We start from the raw sequence: 14,367 nt of genomic DNA on the forward strand, positions 1-14,367 counted from the left end.
GCGGGACAATAGGTTACCGCGATTGGCGGGGAAAGCCCATTTTCGGGCAGTGCGGCGGATTGCATATGCGGCGCGGCTCATGCACAACAGGGGCTGACTTCCCTGGGGTGCTTGCGCGTGATCGAGCTCGAAAATGTGGCCTATAGCTATGGCGGCGGAGAGCTTCTGTCCGATCTGTCGCTGCAACTGGGGGCCGGGTCGTTCCATTTCCTCACAGGCCCGTCCGGGGCCGGCAAGACGACGCTGCTCAAGCTCTGCTACGGCGCGCTGCGCCCGACCTCGGGGCAGGTGCGGCTCTTCGGCAGCGATGTGACGCATATGGACCGCGACGCGATTGCGCTGTCGCGCCGCCGCGTCGGGGTCGTGCATCAGGATTGCCAGTTTCTCGATCACCTGCCGGTTGCCGAGAACGTGGCGCTGCCGCTGGCCGTTGCCGGGCAGGCGGTGCCGGGGCAGGACGAGAACCTGCGCGAGCTTCTCGCCTGGGTCGGGCTGACCGGGCGCGCCATGGCGCTGCCGCCGGAGCTTTCGGGCGGCGAACGCCAGCGCGCGGCGCTGGCCCGCGCGGTGATCATGTCGCCCGAGGTGGTGCTGGCCGACGAGCCAACCGGCAATGTCGACTGGGAGATGTCGCAGCGGCTGCTGACGCTGCTGGTGGAGCTGAACCGCATGGGCAAGACCATCCTCATCGCAACCCACGATCTGCAACTGATCCGCGCTGCCAAGGCACAGGTGCAGGCGCGGGTGCTGCGGATCTCCAACCGCCGGCTCCAGACCGCGGGGGCGGATCTTTGAAGCTCTCGCCCGCCACCTTCCGCGCGCTCGCCAAGGGCGACAAGGCCGCCGACCGGGTGGTGCCGCCCACCGGCTTCACCGCGCGGCTGACGCTCTTTGTGGCCGCGGCGATGGCCTTTCTCGCGGTCTTCGCACTGGCGCTGTCGCTGGCCGCCGGGCGGCTCGCAGCAAGCTGGGGCGACGAGCTGGCCCGTGCCTCCACCGTGCGCATCTCGGCCCCCGAGGGGCAGATGGCGGCGCAGACCGCCGCCGCGCTGCGGCTTCTGGAACAGACCACCGGTGTCGCCTCGGCCCGCGCGCTGAGCGAGGCCGAGCAGCAGGCGCTGCTCGAACCCTGGTTCGGCCCGGATCTGCCGGTGGCCTCGCTGCCGGTGCCGCAGCTCATCGAGGTGATCGAAACCGAACAGGGCTACGATCCGGCGGGGCTGCGGCTGCGCTTGCAGGCCGAGGTGCCGGGCGCTGTGCTCGACGATCACGCGCGCTGGCGCAAGCCGCTGGTGGCGGCGGCGGCGCGGCTGAACCTGCTGGGCTGGGTCTCGGCGCTGCTGATCGCCGCCACGGTGGGCGCGATGGTGACGCTGGCGGCCAATGCGGCGCTGGCGGCGAATGCGCAGGTCATCGCGGTGCTGCGGCTGGTGGGCGCCACCGATATCTATATCGCCCGCGCCTTCGTGCGCCGCTTTACCCTGCGCGCGCTCACCGGGGCTGCGGCGGGCACGGCGCTGGGCATCGTCGCGGTGCTGCTGATGCCCGCCGGAAGCGAGACCGCCGGGTTCCTCACCGGGCTCGGCTTTCGCGACTGGCACTGGCTCATTCCGCTGCTGGTGCCGCCGTTGGCGGCGGCGGTGGCCTTTATCGCCACGGCGGTGGCCGCGCGCCGCGTATTGGGAGGCTTGAGCTGATGAGATATGCGTTCCGCTGGCTGCGTTCGCTGATCTTTGTCGGGCAGGTCTATGGGGCCATGGCGGTGATCGGCATCCTGTTCTTTCCCTGGGCGATGGTGTCGCGCCGGGGCGCCCGCGTGGCCTGCCAGCTCTGGTGCCGCTGGTCGCGCTGGACGGCGGCCTGGATGGTCGGGCTTAAATCCGAGATCCGCGGCACGCCGCCCACCGGCGAGGTGTTGATCGCCTCCAAGCATCAGAGCTTTTTCGACATCATCATGATCTTCAGCGCCGTTCCGGCGGCGAAATTCATCATGAAACGCGAGCTGCTCTGGGCACCGGTTCTGGGGCAATACGCGCTGCGCATCGGCTGCGTGCCGGTGGATCGCGGCAAGCGCGGCGCCGCCATCTCGCAGATGTTGAGCGATGTCGAGCGCGGCGCGGCGGAGCCCGGGCAGCTCATCATCTATCCGCAGGGCACCCGCGTGGCGCCCGGGGTGCACAAGCCCTACAAGGTAGGCGCGGCGCTGCTCTATGCGCAGAGCGGCCAGCCATGCGTGCCGGCGGCGACCAACGTGGGTGTGTTCTGGCCGCGCAAGGGCATCTATCGCAAGCCCGGCCTTGCCGTGGTCGAGTTCCTGCCGGTGATCGAGCCGGGGCTGCCGAAGGACGTCTTTCTCAAGCGGCTTGAGACCGAGGTCGAGACGGCGAGCGACGCGCTTTACGAGGAGGCGACAGGCCATGCGGCGGATTGAGGATATCGCGGAGCTGGAGACGCTCTATGGCACGCCCGGCGGCGCCTCGCTGCGCAAGGTCGCGCAGCGCATGACCCCGGCCTACCGGCGCTGGATCACCGCGTCGCGCTTCTGCGTGGTCTCGACCGTGGGGCCGGAGGGCACGGACGGCACGCCGCGCGGCGATGACGGTCCGGTGGTGCTGGAGCTCGATCCCGGCACGCTGGCACTGCCCGACTGGCGCGGCAACAACCGGCTCGATTCGCTGCGCAATATCGTGCGGGACGGGCGCATTTCGCTGATGTTCATGGTGCCGGGCGATACGCTTGTCGTGCGGGTGAACGGCACCGCCTGGCTCACCGACGACGCGGAGCTGCGCGCCCGGTTCGAGCACAAGGGCAAGCTGCCGGCCACGGTCGCGGTGATCGAGATCGCCGAGCTCTACGCGCAATGCCCCAAGGCGCTGCTGCGCTCAGGGATCTGGGGGCGCGACGACAGCGCCGAAACGCCGAGCATGGGCGAGATCCTTGCCGAGATGACCAGCGGCGAGATCGAGGCCGGCGCCTGGGACCGCAGCTATCCCGAGCGGGCGAAGACCACGCTCTGGTAACCCGCGAAAACGTGAAAAGGGTTTGGGACGGGCCTTTGCCGCCGTCGCGTTACACTCTGGATGATCACAATTCCGGAGACCCCCGATGTCCGCAGACCGTCCCGAGATCCCCCGCCGCGCCCTGCTGGCTGGCTTTGCCGCCTCCCCCATCGCCGCTTTCGGCATCGGCGTTTTTTCCCGGGCGGCGCGCGCCGAGGCACAATCCGCCGGGCTGATCACGCCGAATGTCTGCATGGTCATGCCCGAGGTGACCGAGGGGCCCTACTATCTGGGTGAGGGGCTGGTGCGCAGCGATATCACCGAAGATCGCGAGGGCGTGCCGATGCGGCTGCGCATGCAGGTGGTGACGGCGTCCTGCGAGCCGGTGCCGGGCGCGCGGGTGGATGTCTGGCATTGCGATGCGGAAGGGAACTACTCGGGCTATGCGCGGCAGGGCAGCGACCGGCGCGCCGATACGCGGGGCGAGACCTTTCTGCGCGGCACGCAGATGACCGGGGACGACGGGGTGGCGCGGTTCGCGACCATCTATCCCGGCTGGTATCGCGGGCGCTCGACCCATATTCATTACAAGGTTTATCTCGACGACCGTTCGGTGCTGACCAGCCAGATCTTCTTTCCCGACGCGCTGAGCCAGGTGCTGTTCCGCACGCGACCGCCCTATAATGCGCGGGGCGAGAGCGACACGAGGAACCGGAACGACCGGATCGCACAGCGCGCGGGCGAGGGGGCCTATGCGGCAATGCGCGAAGAGCCCGGCGGGTATGACGCCGCGCTGGTGGTGGGGATCGACGCCGGGATTTGAGCGGGCTTTCGTGCGAAGGTGGGTTGGAAACCCACCCTAGGGGCGACGCGCGATTGTGGTTGCAGGGCGGGCAATTTCCTTCGAAGGAAATTGCAAAAGCCTTCGAAGGCTTTTGACGCGAAAGGCCCCTGCGGTTGCGCGGGGGCCTTTGCCTTGTCTCGGGATCTTGGGGGCTCAGACGTGGATCGGGCCGTCGCCGCAGGCCAGCGCCGCCTCGCGCACCGCCTCGGAATAGGTCGGGTGGGCGTGGCAGGTCAGGGCCAGATCCTCGGCGGAGGCGCCGAATTCCATCGCCACGCAGACCTCGTGGATCAGATCGCCGGCGCCCGGGCCGATGATATGCGCGCCGAGGATGCGGTCGGTTTCCTTGTCGGCGAGGATCTTGACGAAGCCTTCGCTGGCGAACATCGCCTTGGCGCGGGCATTGCCCATGAACGGGAACTTGCCCACCTTGTAGGCCTTGCCCTCGTTCTTCAGCTCCTGCTCGGTGGCGCCGACCGAAGCGACCTCGGGCCAGGTGTAGATCACGCTGGGGATGACGCCGTAATTCACATGGCCGTGCTTGCCGGCGATCACCTCGGCGCAGGCCATGCCCTCGTCCTCAGCCTTATGCGCCAGCATCGGCCCGTCGATGGCGTCGCCGATGGCGTAGATGCCCTTCACATTGGTCTGCCAGTGGCCGTCCGTCTTGATCTGGCCGCGCTCGCTCACCGCGACGCCAAGCTTGTCGAGCCCCAGACCGTCGGTGAAGGGGCGTCGTCCGGTGGCGACGAGCACCACATCGGCGTCGACCTCATGCTCGCTGTCATCCTTGCGCAGCTTGTAGGTGACCTTGGCCTTGGTCTTGGAGGCCTCGACCTTCTGCACCGCCGCGCCGAGGGTGAAGTCCAGCCCCTGCTTGGTCAGCATCTTCTGGAAGCTGCGCTGCACCTCGGTGTCCATGCTGGGGGTGATGACGTCGAGGAATTCGATCACCGAGACCTCGGAGCCGAGGCGTTTGTAGACCGATCCCAGTTCCAGCCCGATCACGCCGGCGCCGATGACGACCATCTTCTTCGGCACTTTCGGCAGCTCCAGCGCGCCGGTGGAGCTGACCACGACCTTCTCGTCGATCTCGACGCCGGGCAGCGAGCTGGGCTCGGAGCCGCTGGCGACGATGATGTTCTTGGTCTCGTAGGTATCGTCGCCGACCACGACCTTGCCGGCTTCGGGGATGCTGGCCCAGCCCTTGATCCAGTCGATCTTGTTCTTCTTGAACAGGAACTCGATGCCCTTGGTGTTCTGGCCGATCACGTCGTCCTTGTAGGAGAGCATCTGTTTCCAGTCGACCGACGGCGCCTTGCCCTTCAGCCCCATGCTGGCGAAGTTGTGTTCGGCCTCGTGCAGCTGGTGGGAGGCGTGCAGCAGCGCCTTCGACGGGATGCAGCCGACGTTGAGGCAGGTGCCGCCGAGGGTGTCGCGGCCCTCGACGCAGGCGGTCTTGAGACCCAGCTGCGCGCAGCGGATGGCGGCGACATAGCCGCCCGGGCCCGCGCCGATCACGATGACGTCGTATTGTGCCATGGGATGTCCTTTCCTCTTTTGTTCGGGGAGGGGCCAGCCCCTCTGCGGCTGCGCCGCATTCACCCCGGGATATTTGGTGCCAATGGAAACGCTAGAAAAGCGCGGCGATCAGCAGAATTGTCGTTGCGAGCAGGCCAATGGCCCAGATGAGCGAGCGCCAGGGCGTCCAGGCGAAGAGATAGGCGGGTACATAGAGCACCCGGGCGATCAGGTAGGTCAGCGCGCAGAGCACGGTGATGGCGCTGGTCTTGTCGGTATAGGTGACAAGCAGCGTGGCGATGGCGAAGAGCAGCAGCCCCTCGAAATGGTTGTTCATCGCCCGCTGGGCGCGGCCCGCATGGCCGCTGAGCGTGCGCGGCGTGTCGCGCGGCGAGGCGGCATAGTCGCGGCCCACCTGTTTCTGTGCCAGCACGGAGAAGAGCGCCATCTGGCCGATCTGCAACAGCGCGGCGAGGGCGAGGGCGGTGAGTTCGGGGGTCATTCAGAAAACGCTCAACAGGATCATGGCAAGGGTGCTGACGAAACCGACCAGCCAGATGACCGACCGCCAGGGGACCCAGCCGAAGGCATAGGCGGGCAGGTAGAGCGCCCGCGCGGCCACGTAGATCCAGGCGAAGAGGGCGGTCAGCACGCCGTTGCTTTCAGTGAACTCGACGAGCATGACGGCTATGATGAACAGGCCGGTGTTCTCGACATGGTTGGCCAGCGCGCGGCGCATGCGTTTCGTGCGGTCCGAGAGACGGTCTTCGATGCCGTCGCGGGGGCCGGTGTTGCCCTCGCGACCGACATCGGCCTCGAGCGAACGCTGCGACCACATCATCGCGGCGAGATGGACGAACACGGTGGCGGCGAGGGCAGCGAGTTCGGGCGTCATGCGGTCCTCAGGAAATGTGCGGAACTGGGGGCGTGGCCGAGGCTTTGCGCCTTGCTCAGCCAGTTCTGTGCCCTGGCCCGGTCGTTGGCCTCGTAGAGCAGCCAGGTGGCGCCGCCCTCGGTTTCTGTCCAGCGTTGTAGCAAGGTGAGGCCGGCATTGGCGCGGTTCTCGGCGTCGGCGTCGTGATGCGCCTCGTCGAAGCTGGTGTGGCGGGTGAGAAGTTGCAGGGTCATGCCTTGGTCTCCGGTCGCGTTGCAGGCCGGGCGCGGTCGCCCACGATGACCTCTGCCCGGGTCGCGCTGAGGCGATGGTAGGTCAACGTCCTGTCCTCCGGTCGGTTGCGCGGCATGGTGCGTCAGGGAGCCCCGGGCCGGGGGGAACCGGCCCGGGGCGATACGATTACAGATCCATCAGCAGCCGGCGCGGATCCTCCAGCGCTTCCTTGACGCGCACGAGGAAGGTCACGGCGCCCTTGCCGTCGACGATGCGGTGATCGTAGGAGAGCGCCAGATACATCATCGGGCGGATCTTGATCTCGCCGTTGATGACCATCGGGCGGTCCTGGATCTTGTGCATGCCGAGGATGCCCGATTGCGGCGGGTTCAGGATCGGCGAGGACATCAGCGAGCCGTAGACGCCGCCGTTCGAGATCGTGAAGGTGCCGCCCTGCATCTCGGCCATGGAGAGCTTGCCGTCGCGGGCGCGCTTGCCCTTCTCGGCGATCTCCGCCTCGATCTCGGCAAAGCTCTTGGCATCGACATCGCGCAGGACCGGAACGACCAGACCCTGCGGGGTGCCGGCGGCGATGCCCATATGCACGAAGTTCTTGTAGACCACGTCGGTGCCGTCGATCTCGGCGTTCACCTCGGGCACTTCCTTCAGCGCGTGGCAGCAGGCCTTGGTGAAGAAGGACATGAAGCCCAGACGCACGCCGTGCTTCTTCTCGAAGAGATCCTTGTACTGGTTCCGCAGCGCCATCACCTCGGTCATGTCCACCTCGTTATAGGTGGTGAGCATGGCGGCGGTGTTCTGCGCGTCCTTGAGGCGGCGCGCGATGGTCTGGCGCAGGCGGGTCATCTTGACGCGCTCTTCGCGGGCAGCATCCTCTGCCGGGCTCGGCGCGCGCTGCGCCTGGGCCGGAGCCGCCGCTGGGGCGGGGGCCGATTTCGCGGCGGAGATGGCGGCGGAAACATCCTCTTTCATGATGCGGCCGTCCTTGCCGGTGCCGGTGACCTGCTTGGGGTCGAGCCCGGCTTCGGCCATGGCCTTCTTTGCCGACGGCGCGTCCTCGACATCCTTGCCGCCGGAGGAGGCGGGGGCTTCGGCGGGCGCCTTGCTTTCCGCAGGCGCGGAGGCCGCGGCGCCGGCGCCGCCCGACATCACCGCCAGCTTGCCGCCGGCCTCGACCGTGGCGCCTTCCTCGGCGAGGATCTCGGTCAGCACACCGGAGGCGGGGGCGGGCACTTCGACCGACACCTTGTCGGTTTCCAGCTCGCAGAGCATCTCGTCCTGCTGCACCGCGTCGCCGACCTTCTTGAACCAGGTCGAGACGGTGGCTTCGGTCACCGATTCACCCAAGGTCGGCACCATCACGTCGATCGGGGTCGCGTCGTCCGACGACGGCTTGGCCTCGGGCTTGGTGGCGGAGGGGCGTTCCTCGACGGTGGTCGAGCCGGCTTCGCCCGCCGGGGCGATATTGGCCAGCAGGGCGTCGACGCCCACCGTGTCGCCTTCCTGTGCGACGATATCTTCCAGAACACCTTCGACGGGAGAGGGAACCTCGACGGTCACCTTGTCGGTTTCCAGTTCGCACAGCATCTCGTCCACGTCGACACTGTCGCCCGGCTTCTTGAACCAGGTGGCAACGGTTGCCTCGGTCACGGATTCCCCGAGCGTGGGGACGCGCACTTCGGTCGTCATTGTCTTAATTCCCTTCGATGGTCAGCGCTTCGTTCACAAGCGCCTCTTGTTGTGCCTTGTGCTGGCTGGCCAGACCCGTCGCGGGCGAGGCCGAGGTGGCGCGACCGACATAGACCGGCCGCTTGTGGGTGGCGTCGATACGCCCCAGCACCCATTCGATATTGGGCTCGATGAAGGTCCAGGCACCCTGGTTCTTGGGCTCTTCCTGGCACCAGATCATCTCGGCGCCCTTGAAGCGTTCCAGCTCCTTGACCAGCGACAGCGCCGGGAAGGGGTAGAACTGCTCGATCCGCAGCAGATAGACGTCGTCGAGCCCGCGCGCGTCGCGCTCTTCCAGCAGGTCGTAATAGACCTTGCCGGAACACATCACCACGCGCTTGATCTCGGCATCGGGCTTCAGATTGGTTTCCGAATGCCCCTTCTCGGCGTCGTCCCACAGCACCCGGTGGAAGCTCGACCCGGTGGTGAAGGAGTCGGCATCCGAGACCGCCAGCTTGTGACGCAGCAGCGATTTCGGCGTCATCATGATCAGCGGCTTGCGGTAGGAGCGGTGCAGCTGCCGGCGCAGGATGTGGAAGTAGTTCGCCGGGGTCGAGCAGTTGGCGACGATCCAGTTGTCCTGACCGCACATTTGCAGAAAGCGCTCCAGACGGGCGGAGGAGTGCTCCGGCCCCTGGCCTTCGAAGCCGTGCGGCAGCAGGCAGACGAGGCCCGACATGCGCAGCCACTTGCTTTCGCCCGAAGAGACGAACTGGTCGAACATGATCTGCGCGCCGTTGGCGAAATCGCCGAACTGCGCTTCCCAGAGCACCAGCGCGTTGGGCTCGGCCAGCGAATAGCCGTACTCGAAGCCGCAGACCGCGTATTCCGATAGCGCCGAGTCGATCACCTCATAGCGCGCCTGACCCTCGCGGATGTTGTTCAGCGGGTAGTAGCGGTCTTCGTTCTCCTGGTTGATCAGGCCGGAATGGCGCTGCGAGAAGGTGCCGCGCGTGCTGTCCTGACCGGCCAGACGCACCGGATACCCTTCGGTCAGCAGCGAGCCGAAGGCGATGCTCTCGGCGGTTGCCCAGTCGAAGCCCTGACCGCTCTCGAACATCTTCTTGCGGTGATCGAGGAAGCGGCCCACGGTCTTGTGCAGCGGGAAGCCCTCGGGAACAGTGGTGAGGCCAGTGCCGATCTCTGCCAGCGTCTCGGGCTTGATCGCGGTTTCGCCGCGCTGGTAATTGCCCTCTTTCTGCCGGTCGAGATGCGACCAGCGCCCGTCCAGCCAGTCGGCCTTGTTCGGTTTGTAGGTCTTGCCGGCCTCGAACTCTTCGTTGAGATGCGCCTGGAAGGCGGCCTTCATGTCCTCGATTTCGCCCTCGGGGATCAGACCGTCCTTGACCAGCCGCTCGGTATAGAGCGTCAGCGTGGTCTTGTGGCTCTTGATCTGCTTGTACATCACCGGGTTGGTGAACATGGGCTCGTCGCCCTCGTTGTGACCGAACCGGCGGTAGCAGAACATGTCGATGACCACGTCCTTGCCGAATTTCTGGCGGAACTCGGTGGCCACTTTGGCGGCGTGCACCACGGCCTCCGGGTCGTCGCCGTTGACGTGGAAGATCGGCGCCTCGACCACCAGCGCGTTGTCGGTGGGGTAGGGGGAGGAGCGCGAGAAATGCGGCGCGGTGGTAAAGCCGATCTGGTTGTTCACCACGATATGGATCGTGCCGCCGGTGCGATGGCCGCGCAGGCCCGAAAGCGCAAAGCACTCGGCCACGACGCCCTGGCCGGCAAAGGCCGCGTCGCCGTGCAGCAGGATCGACAGCACCGCGCGGCGTTCGGTGTCGCCGAGCTGGTCCTGCTTGGCGCGGACCTTGCCCAGCACCACCGGGTTCACCGCTTCGAGGTGCGAGGGGTTCGCGGTGAGCGACAGGTGCACGTTGTTGCCGTCGAACTCGCGGTCCGAGGAGGCGCCGAGGTGGTATTTCACATCGCCCGAGCCGTCCACGTCGTCAGGCTTGAAGCTGCCGCCCTGGAACTCGTTGAAGATTGCGCGGTAGGGCTTGTTCATCACGTTGGCGAGCACCGAGAGGCGGCCGCGGTGGGGCATGCCGACCACGACCTCTTTCAGCCCGAGATTGCCGCCGCGCTTGATGATCTGCTCCATCGCCGGGATCAGCGATTCACCGCCGTCGAGACCGAAGCGCTTGGTGCCCATGTACTTCACATGGAGGAATTTCTCGAAGCCCTCGGCCTCCACCATCTTATTGAGGATCGCCTTGCGGCCCTCGCGGGTGAACTTCACCTCCTTGCCGTAGCCTTCGATCCGCTCCTTGAGCCAGGCCGATTGCTCGGGGTCCGAGATGTGCATGTATTGCAGCGCGAAGGTGCCGCAATAGGTGCGCTTGAGCACGCCCATGATCTCGCGCATCGAGGCGATCTGGAGGCCCAGCACGTTGTCGATGAAGATCGGCCGGTCCATGTCGGCCTCGGTGAAGCCGTAGGCCTTGGGGTCGAGCTCGGGATGCGCGTCGCGGCCATGCAGGCCCAGCGGATCGAGATCGGCGGCGAGGTGGCCGCGGATCCGGTGGGCGCGGATGATCATCAGCGCGCGGATCGAGTCGAGCACGGCGCGCTTCACCTGGTCGTCGGTGAGGCTCACGCCCTTTTCGGCGGCCTTGTCGGCGATCTTCTTGCCGGCGCCTTTCGCCTCGGCGGGCGCGACGGGCAGGGGCCACTCGCCGGTGATCGCGGCGGTCAGGTCGTCATTTGGGCTCGGCGGCCAGTCGGCGCGCTCCCACGAGGCGCCCTGCGCCTCGGCCTTCACGCTGGTCTCGTCATCGCCCAGGGCTTTGAAGAACTCGGCCCAGGCCGCATCGACCGCGTTCGGGTCGTTGGCGTAGCGGGCGTACATCTGTTCGAGATATTCCGCGTTCGCCCCCTGCATGAAGCTTGAGGCATGAAACTGGTCGTTGGGGCTTTGGTCCGTCATGGCGTCCTCTGATCTTCTCCGGCGGGAGTGTCTGCGTAACCAGCGTAGTCGAACAGCCATCCGTAGATCTTTTTAATGCTGTTCGCGGTTTTGTTATCGTAGTAGTCGGCTACGGAGAGGCCGCAGCGCATATTGCTTGTGCGTTTCGTGACCGGTAGCTGGCTGTATTCGAAGGGCAGGCCGAGCGCGTCGCACACGGCCTCGAGATCCTGTTCCATCGCTTCCTGACGTACCAGGAGCTGGGGCACGAACTGCCCTCTGTCAAACACGACGACATCGCTCGACCGCCACTTTTGCGTTCGCACGGCCTTGCGAAAGGCGGCGACATGGGCGTCGGGATCGTCGGGCAGGGCGGTGCCACGCGTCTCGTTGCGGAAATAGAATTGCGACACCGCGAGATCGAACGGATTCCGGACCGTCGCGATCTTGCGGTAGGAGCGCCAGGCGTCTTCGCCGATCTGCGTGCGGACGTCGCTGGCGGGCATGTGGTTGTACCACACGAGGTCGAGCGCGTTGCGCTCGTCTTCGGGAATGCGGCGACGCCCCACGATATAGTGCGGCGTCACAAGGGCATGCGTCTTCTCGACAGGCGGGCCGTCATCGGCCGCACAGAGCGATTGCAGGAACATCTCGACGGATGTTCCTGCGGTCTTCCGCGTTTTCAGGAAGACGAACCGCTTATCGTGGCACACCAGGACCATGGGTCGCGTTAGGCGCCCTTGATCGCTGCCATGACCGCCTCGCCGAGCGTGGCGGGGCTGTCGGCGACGACGATCCCGGCGGATTTCATCGCCTCGATCTTCGATTCCGCGTCGCCCTTGCCACCAGCGACGATGGCGCCGGCATGGCCCATGCGGCGGCCCGGAGGGGCGGTACGGCCGGCGATGAACCCGGCGGTCGGCTTCCAGCGGCCCTTCTTCTTCTGCTCGGCGAGGAACTCGGCGGCCTCTTCCTCGGCGGAACCGCCGATTTCACCGATCATGATGATGGATTCGGTCTCGTCATCGTCAAGGAACATGTCGAGCACGTCGATATGCTCGGTGCCCTTGATCGGGTCGCCGCCGATGCCCACGGCGGAGGACTGGCCGAGGCCCATGTCGGTGGTCTGCTTCACCGCCTCATAGGTCAGCGTGCCGGAGCGCGAGACGACGCCGACGGAGCCGCGCTTGTGGATGTGGCCGGGCATGATGCCGATCTTGCAGGCGTCCGGCGTGATGACACCGGGGCAGTTCGGACCGATCAGGCGGCAGGGGCTGTCGATCAGCGCGCGCTTCACCTTCATCATGTCGAGTACCGGGATGCCCTCGGTGATGCAGACGATGAGCGGGATCTCGGCGTCGATGGCTTCGAGGATCGAATCCGCTGCGAAGGGCGGCGGAACGTAGATCACCGAGGCGTTGGCTTCGGTCACATGCACGGCCTCGTGGACCGAGTTGAAGACCGGCAGGCCGAGATGCTCGGTGCCGCCTTTGCCGGGGGTCACGCCGCCGACCATCTTGGTGCCGTAGGCGATGGCCTGTTCGGAGTGGAAGGTGCCCTGCGAGCCGGTGAAGCCCTGACAGATGACTTTGGTATTTGCGTCTACGAGGACAGCCATTGCGGCCTCCTATTTTGCAGTTTCAAGTTTCGAAGCGTCGCGTTTGCGGGCTTCGATCCATAATCTGATGCTCAGGCCCAGCACGCTGATCGCGCCGGTCGCCAGAAAGGCGTGCATTCCGAAAAGCAGGGCCACCGCGCCGATGCCCCCCGGTCCGTCGACCTCGCCCGTGGCGAGACCCTGCCGGATCGGAAAGGTGACGCGCTGCCAGACCTGCCAGAGCAGAGCCAGAGCGGCGATAGAAGAGAACGGGATCGAGACGCGCGTCGCCTTCGCAAGCAGAGCGGCCAGAATCATGAGTACGCCGGCGGACACTGCGCCCGCAATCGCGCCCAGACAGACCGCTATGCCATAGATGAAGACCAACACGCACGGAGTCTCTTAGCCCTTCACGGCCTTCACGATCTTCTCGGCGCCATCGGCGAGGTCGTCGGCGGCGATCACGTCCATACCGGACTCGTTGATGATCTTCTTGCCGAGATCCACGTTGGTGCCTTCGAGACGCACGACCAGCGGAACCTGGAGGCCGACCTCTTTCACCGCGGCGATCACGCCCTCGGCGATGACGTCGCAGCGCATGATGCCGCCGAAGATGTTCACGAGGATGCCTTTGACGTTCTCGTCCGAGGTGATGATCTTGAACGCCTCGGTCACCTTCTCCTTGGTGGCGCCACCGCCCACGTCGAGGAAGTTGGCCGGTTCCGCACCGTAGAGCTTGATGATGTCCATGGTCGCCATGGCTAGGCCCGCGCCGTTCACCATGCAGCCGATCTCACCGTCGAGCGCGATATAGTTCAGATCGTGCTGGGAGGCGGCGAGTTCCTTGGGGTCTTCCTCGGTCTCGTCGCGCAGGCCGACGATATCGGGGTGACGGTAGAGCGCGTTGGAGTCGAACCCGGCCTTGCAGTCGAGGCATTTCAGATTGCCGTCGGTGGTCAGGATCAGCGGGTTGATCTCCAGCATCTCCATGTCCTTCTCGACGAACATCCGGTAGAGATTGCCGAGCAGGTTCTGGCACTGGCGGACGGTCTTGCCTTCCAGACCCAGCGCAAATGCGACGCGGCGGCCGTGGAAGCCCTGATAGCCGACGGCAGGGTCGATGGAGAAGGACAGGATCTTTTCCGGAGTGGAGGCGGCGACCTCTTCGATGTCCATGCCGCCCTCGGTCGAGCAGACGATCGAGATGCGCGAGGTCACGCGGTCGACCAGCAGCGCGAGGTAGAATTCGGATTCGATGTCCGAGCCGTCCTCGATATAGATGCGGTTGACCTGCTTGCCGGCGGGGCCGGTCTGGTGGGTCACCAGCGTGTGGCCGAGCATGCGGTTGGTTTCCTCGGCGGCCTCTTCGACCGATTTGGTCAGGCGCACGCCGCCCTTTTCGCCGGCGTCATGCTCTTTGAACGAGCCCTTGCCGCGACCCCCCGCATGGATCTGAGCCTTCACCACCCAGAGCGGGCCGTCGAGCTCGCCCGCCGCGGTCTTGGCGTCGTTGGCGGTCAGAACGACACGGCCGTCCGAGACCGGGCAGCCATAGTCGCGCAGAAGCGCCTTCGCCTGATATTCATGGATGTTCATGAAAGAATCTTCCCGTCTTGCTGCGATTTCGTTGCCGGT

15 protein-coding genes are annotated in these 14,367 nt (G+C 65.9%); 5 read left to right on the plus strand and 10 right to left on the minus strand.

Translation table 11 applies throughout. The annotated features are described in order from the left end of the window. Nucleotides 1–117: 117 nt before the first annotated feature. From I6N89_RS17690 to I6N89_RS17710, 5 genes are all read left to right on the plus strand, one after another. Complete coding sequence (locus tag I6N89_RS17690; RefSeq protein WP_207019850.1) at nucleotides 118–795, plus strand: cell division ATP-binding protein FtsE; 678 nt, start codon at nucleotides 118–120, stop codon at nucleotides 793–795. Beyond that, a complete protein-coding gene (locus I6N89_RS17695; protein WP_207019851.1) occupies nucleotides 792–1,697 on the plus strand; it encodes a cell division protein FtsX in 906 nt (301 codons plus the stop codon). The genes I6N89_RS17690 and I6N89_RS17695 overlap by 4 nt, the downstream gene beginning before the upstream one ends. Then, nucleotides 1,697–2,431 (plus strand): lysophospholipid acyltransferase family protein, encoded by a 735-nt coding sequence (locus I6N89_RS17700; protein WP_207019852.1) that lies wholly within the window; start codon nucleotides 1,697–1,699, stop codon nucleotides 2,429–2,431. Before I6N89_RS17695 ends, I6N89_RS17700 begins: the two co-directional genes overlap by 1 nt. Next, entirely contained in the window at nucleotides 2,418–3,020 is a 603-nt protein-coding gene (locus I6N89_RS17705) for a pyridoxamine 5'-phosphate oxidase family protein (protein WP_207019853.1), read from the plus strand. Before I6N89_RS17700 ends, I6N89_RS17705 begins: the two co-directional genes overlap by 14 nt. 85 nt (nucleotides 3,021–3,105) lie before the next feature. Then, nucleotides 3,106–3,822: an intradiol ring-cleavage dioxygenase gene (locus I6N89_RS17710; protein ID WP_207019854.1), complete on the plus strand. Its 717-nt coding sequence runs from the start codon at nucleotides 3,106–3,108 to the stop codon at nucleotides 3,820–3,822. Nucleotides 3,823–3,996: 174 nt separating this feature from the next. Here the strand turns inward: I6N89_RS17710 and lpdA are convergent, their stop codons facing one another. The 10 genes from lpdA to sucC all read right to left on the minus strand — a co-directional run bounded on the left by lpdA (nucleotide 3,997) and on the right by sucC (nucleotide 14,328). Then, complete coding sequence (lpdA, locus tag I6N89_RS17715; protein ID WP_207019855.1) at nucleotides 3,997–5,385, minus strand: dihydrolipoyl dehydrogenase; 1,389 nt, start codon at nucleotides 5,383–5,385, stop codon at nucleotides 3,997–3,999. A gap of 91 nt (nucleotides 5,386–5,476) precedes the next feature. Continuing rightward, entirely contained in the window at nucleotides 5,477–5,866 is a 390-nt protein-coding gene (locus I6N89_RS17720; RefSeq protein ID WP_207019856.1) for an MAPEG family protein, read from the minus strand. Next, nucleotides 5,867–6,259, minus strand: coding sequence for an MAPEG family protein (locus I6N89_RS17725; RefSeq protein ID WP_207019857.1), 393 nt, complete (start codon nucleotides 6,257–6,259; stop codon nucleotides 5,867–5,869). Continuing rightward, complete coding sequence (locus tag I6N89_RS17730) at nucleotides 6,256–6,492, minus strand: DUF3303 family protein (RefSeq protein WP_207019858.1); 237 nt, start codon at nucleotides 6,490–6,492, stop codon at nucleotides 6,256–6,258. Before I6N89_RS17730 ends, I6N89_RS17725 begins: the two co-directional genes overlap by 4 nt. 166 nt (nucleotides 6,493–6,658) lie before the next feature. Then, nucleotides 6,659–8,179: a 2-oxoglutarate dehydrogenase complex dihydrolipoyllysine-residue succinyltransferase gene (odhB, locus tag I6N89_RS17735; protein WP_207019859.1), complete on the minus strand. Its 1,521-nt coding sequence runs from the start codon at nucleotides 8,177–8,179 to the stop codon at nucleotides 6,659–6,661. A gap of 4 nt (nucleotides 8,180–8,183) precedes the next feature. Then, nucleotides 8,184–11,156 carry a 2-oxoglutarate dehydrogenase E1 component gene (locus I6N89_RS17740; RefSeq protein ID WP_207019860.1) on the minus strand — a complete coding sequence of 991 codons (2,973 nt, stop codon included), beginning with the start codon at nucleotides 11,154–11,156 and terminating at the stop codon, nucleotides 8,184–8,186. After that, on the minus strand, nucleotides 11,153–11,857 hold the full coding sequence (locus I6N89_RS17745) for a sulfotransferase family 2 domain-containing protein (protein WP_207019861.1): 705 nt from the start codon (nucleotides 11,855–11,857) through the stop codon (nucleotides 11,153–11,155). Before I6N89_RS17745 ends, I6N89_RS17740 begins: the two co-directional genes overlap by 4 nt. 8 nt (nucleotides 11,858–11,865) lie before the next feature. Next, nucleotides 11,866–12,753, minus strand: a complete 888-nt coding sequence (gene sucD / locus I6N89_RS17750; RefSeq protein ID WP_207019862.1) for a succinate--CoA ligase subunit alpha — start codon at nucleotides 12,751–12,753, stop codon at nucleotides 11,866–11,868. Nucleotides 12,754–12,762: 9 nt separating this feature from the next. Beyond that, entirely contained in the window at nucleotides 12,763–13,122 is a 360-nt protein-coding gene (locus I6N89_RS17755; RefSeq protein ID WP_207019863.1) for a hypothetical protein, read from the minus strand. A gap of 12 nt (nucleotides 13,123–13,134) precedes the next feature. Then, nucleotides 13,135–14,328: an ADP-forming succinate--CoA ligase subunit beta gene (sucC, locus tag I6N89_RS17760; protein WP_207019864.1), complete on the minus strand. Its 1,194-nt coding sequence runs from the start codon at nucleotides 14,326–14,328 to the stop codon at nucleotides 13,135–13,137. Nucleotides 14,329–14,367: the final 39 nt, after the last annotated feature.

This window comes from Salipiger abyssi (genome assembly GCF_017311415.1).
GTDB lineage: Bacteria > Pseudomonadota > Alphaproteobacteria > Rhodobacterales > Rhodobacteraceae > Salipiger > Salipiger abyssi_A.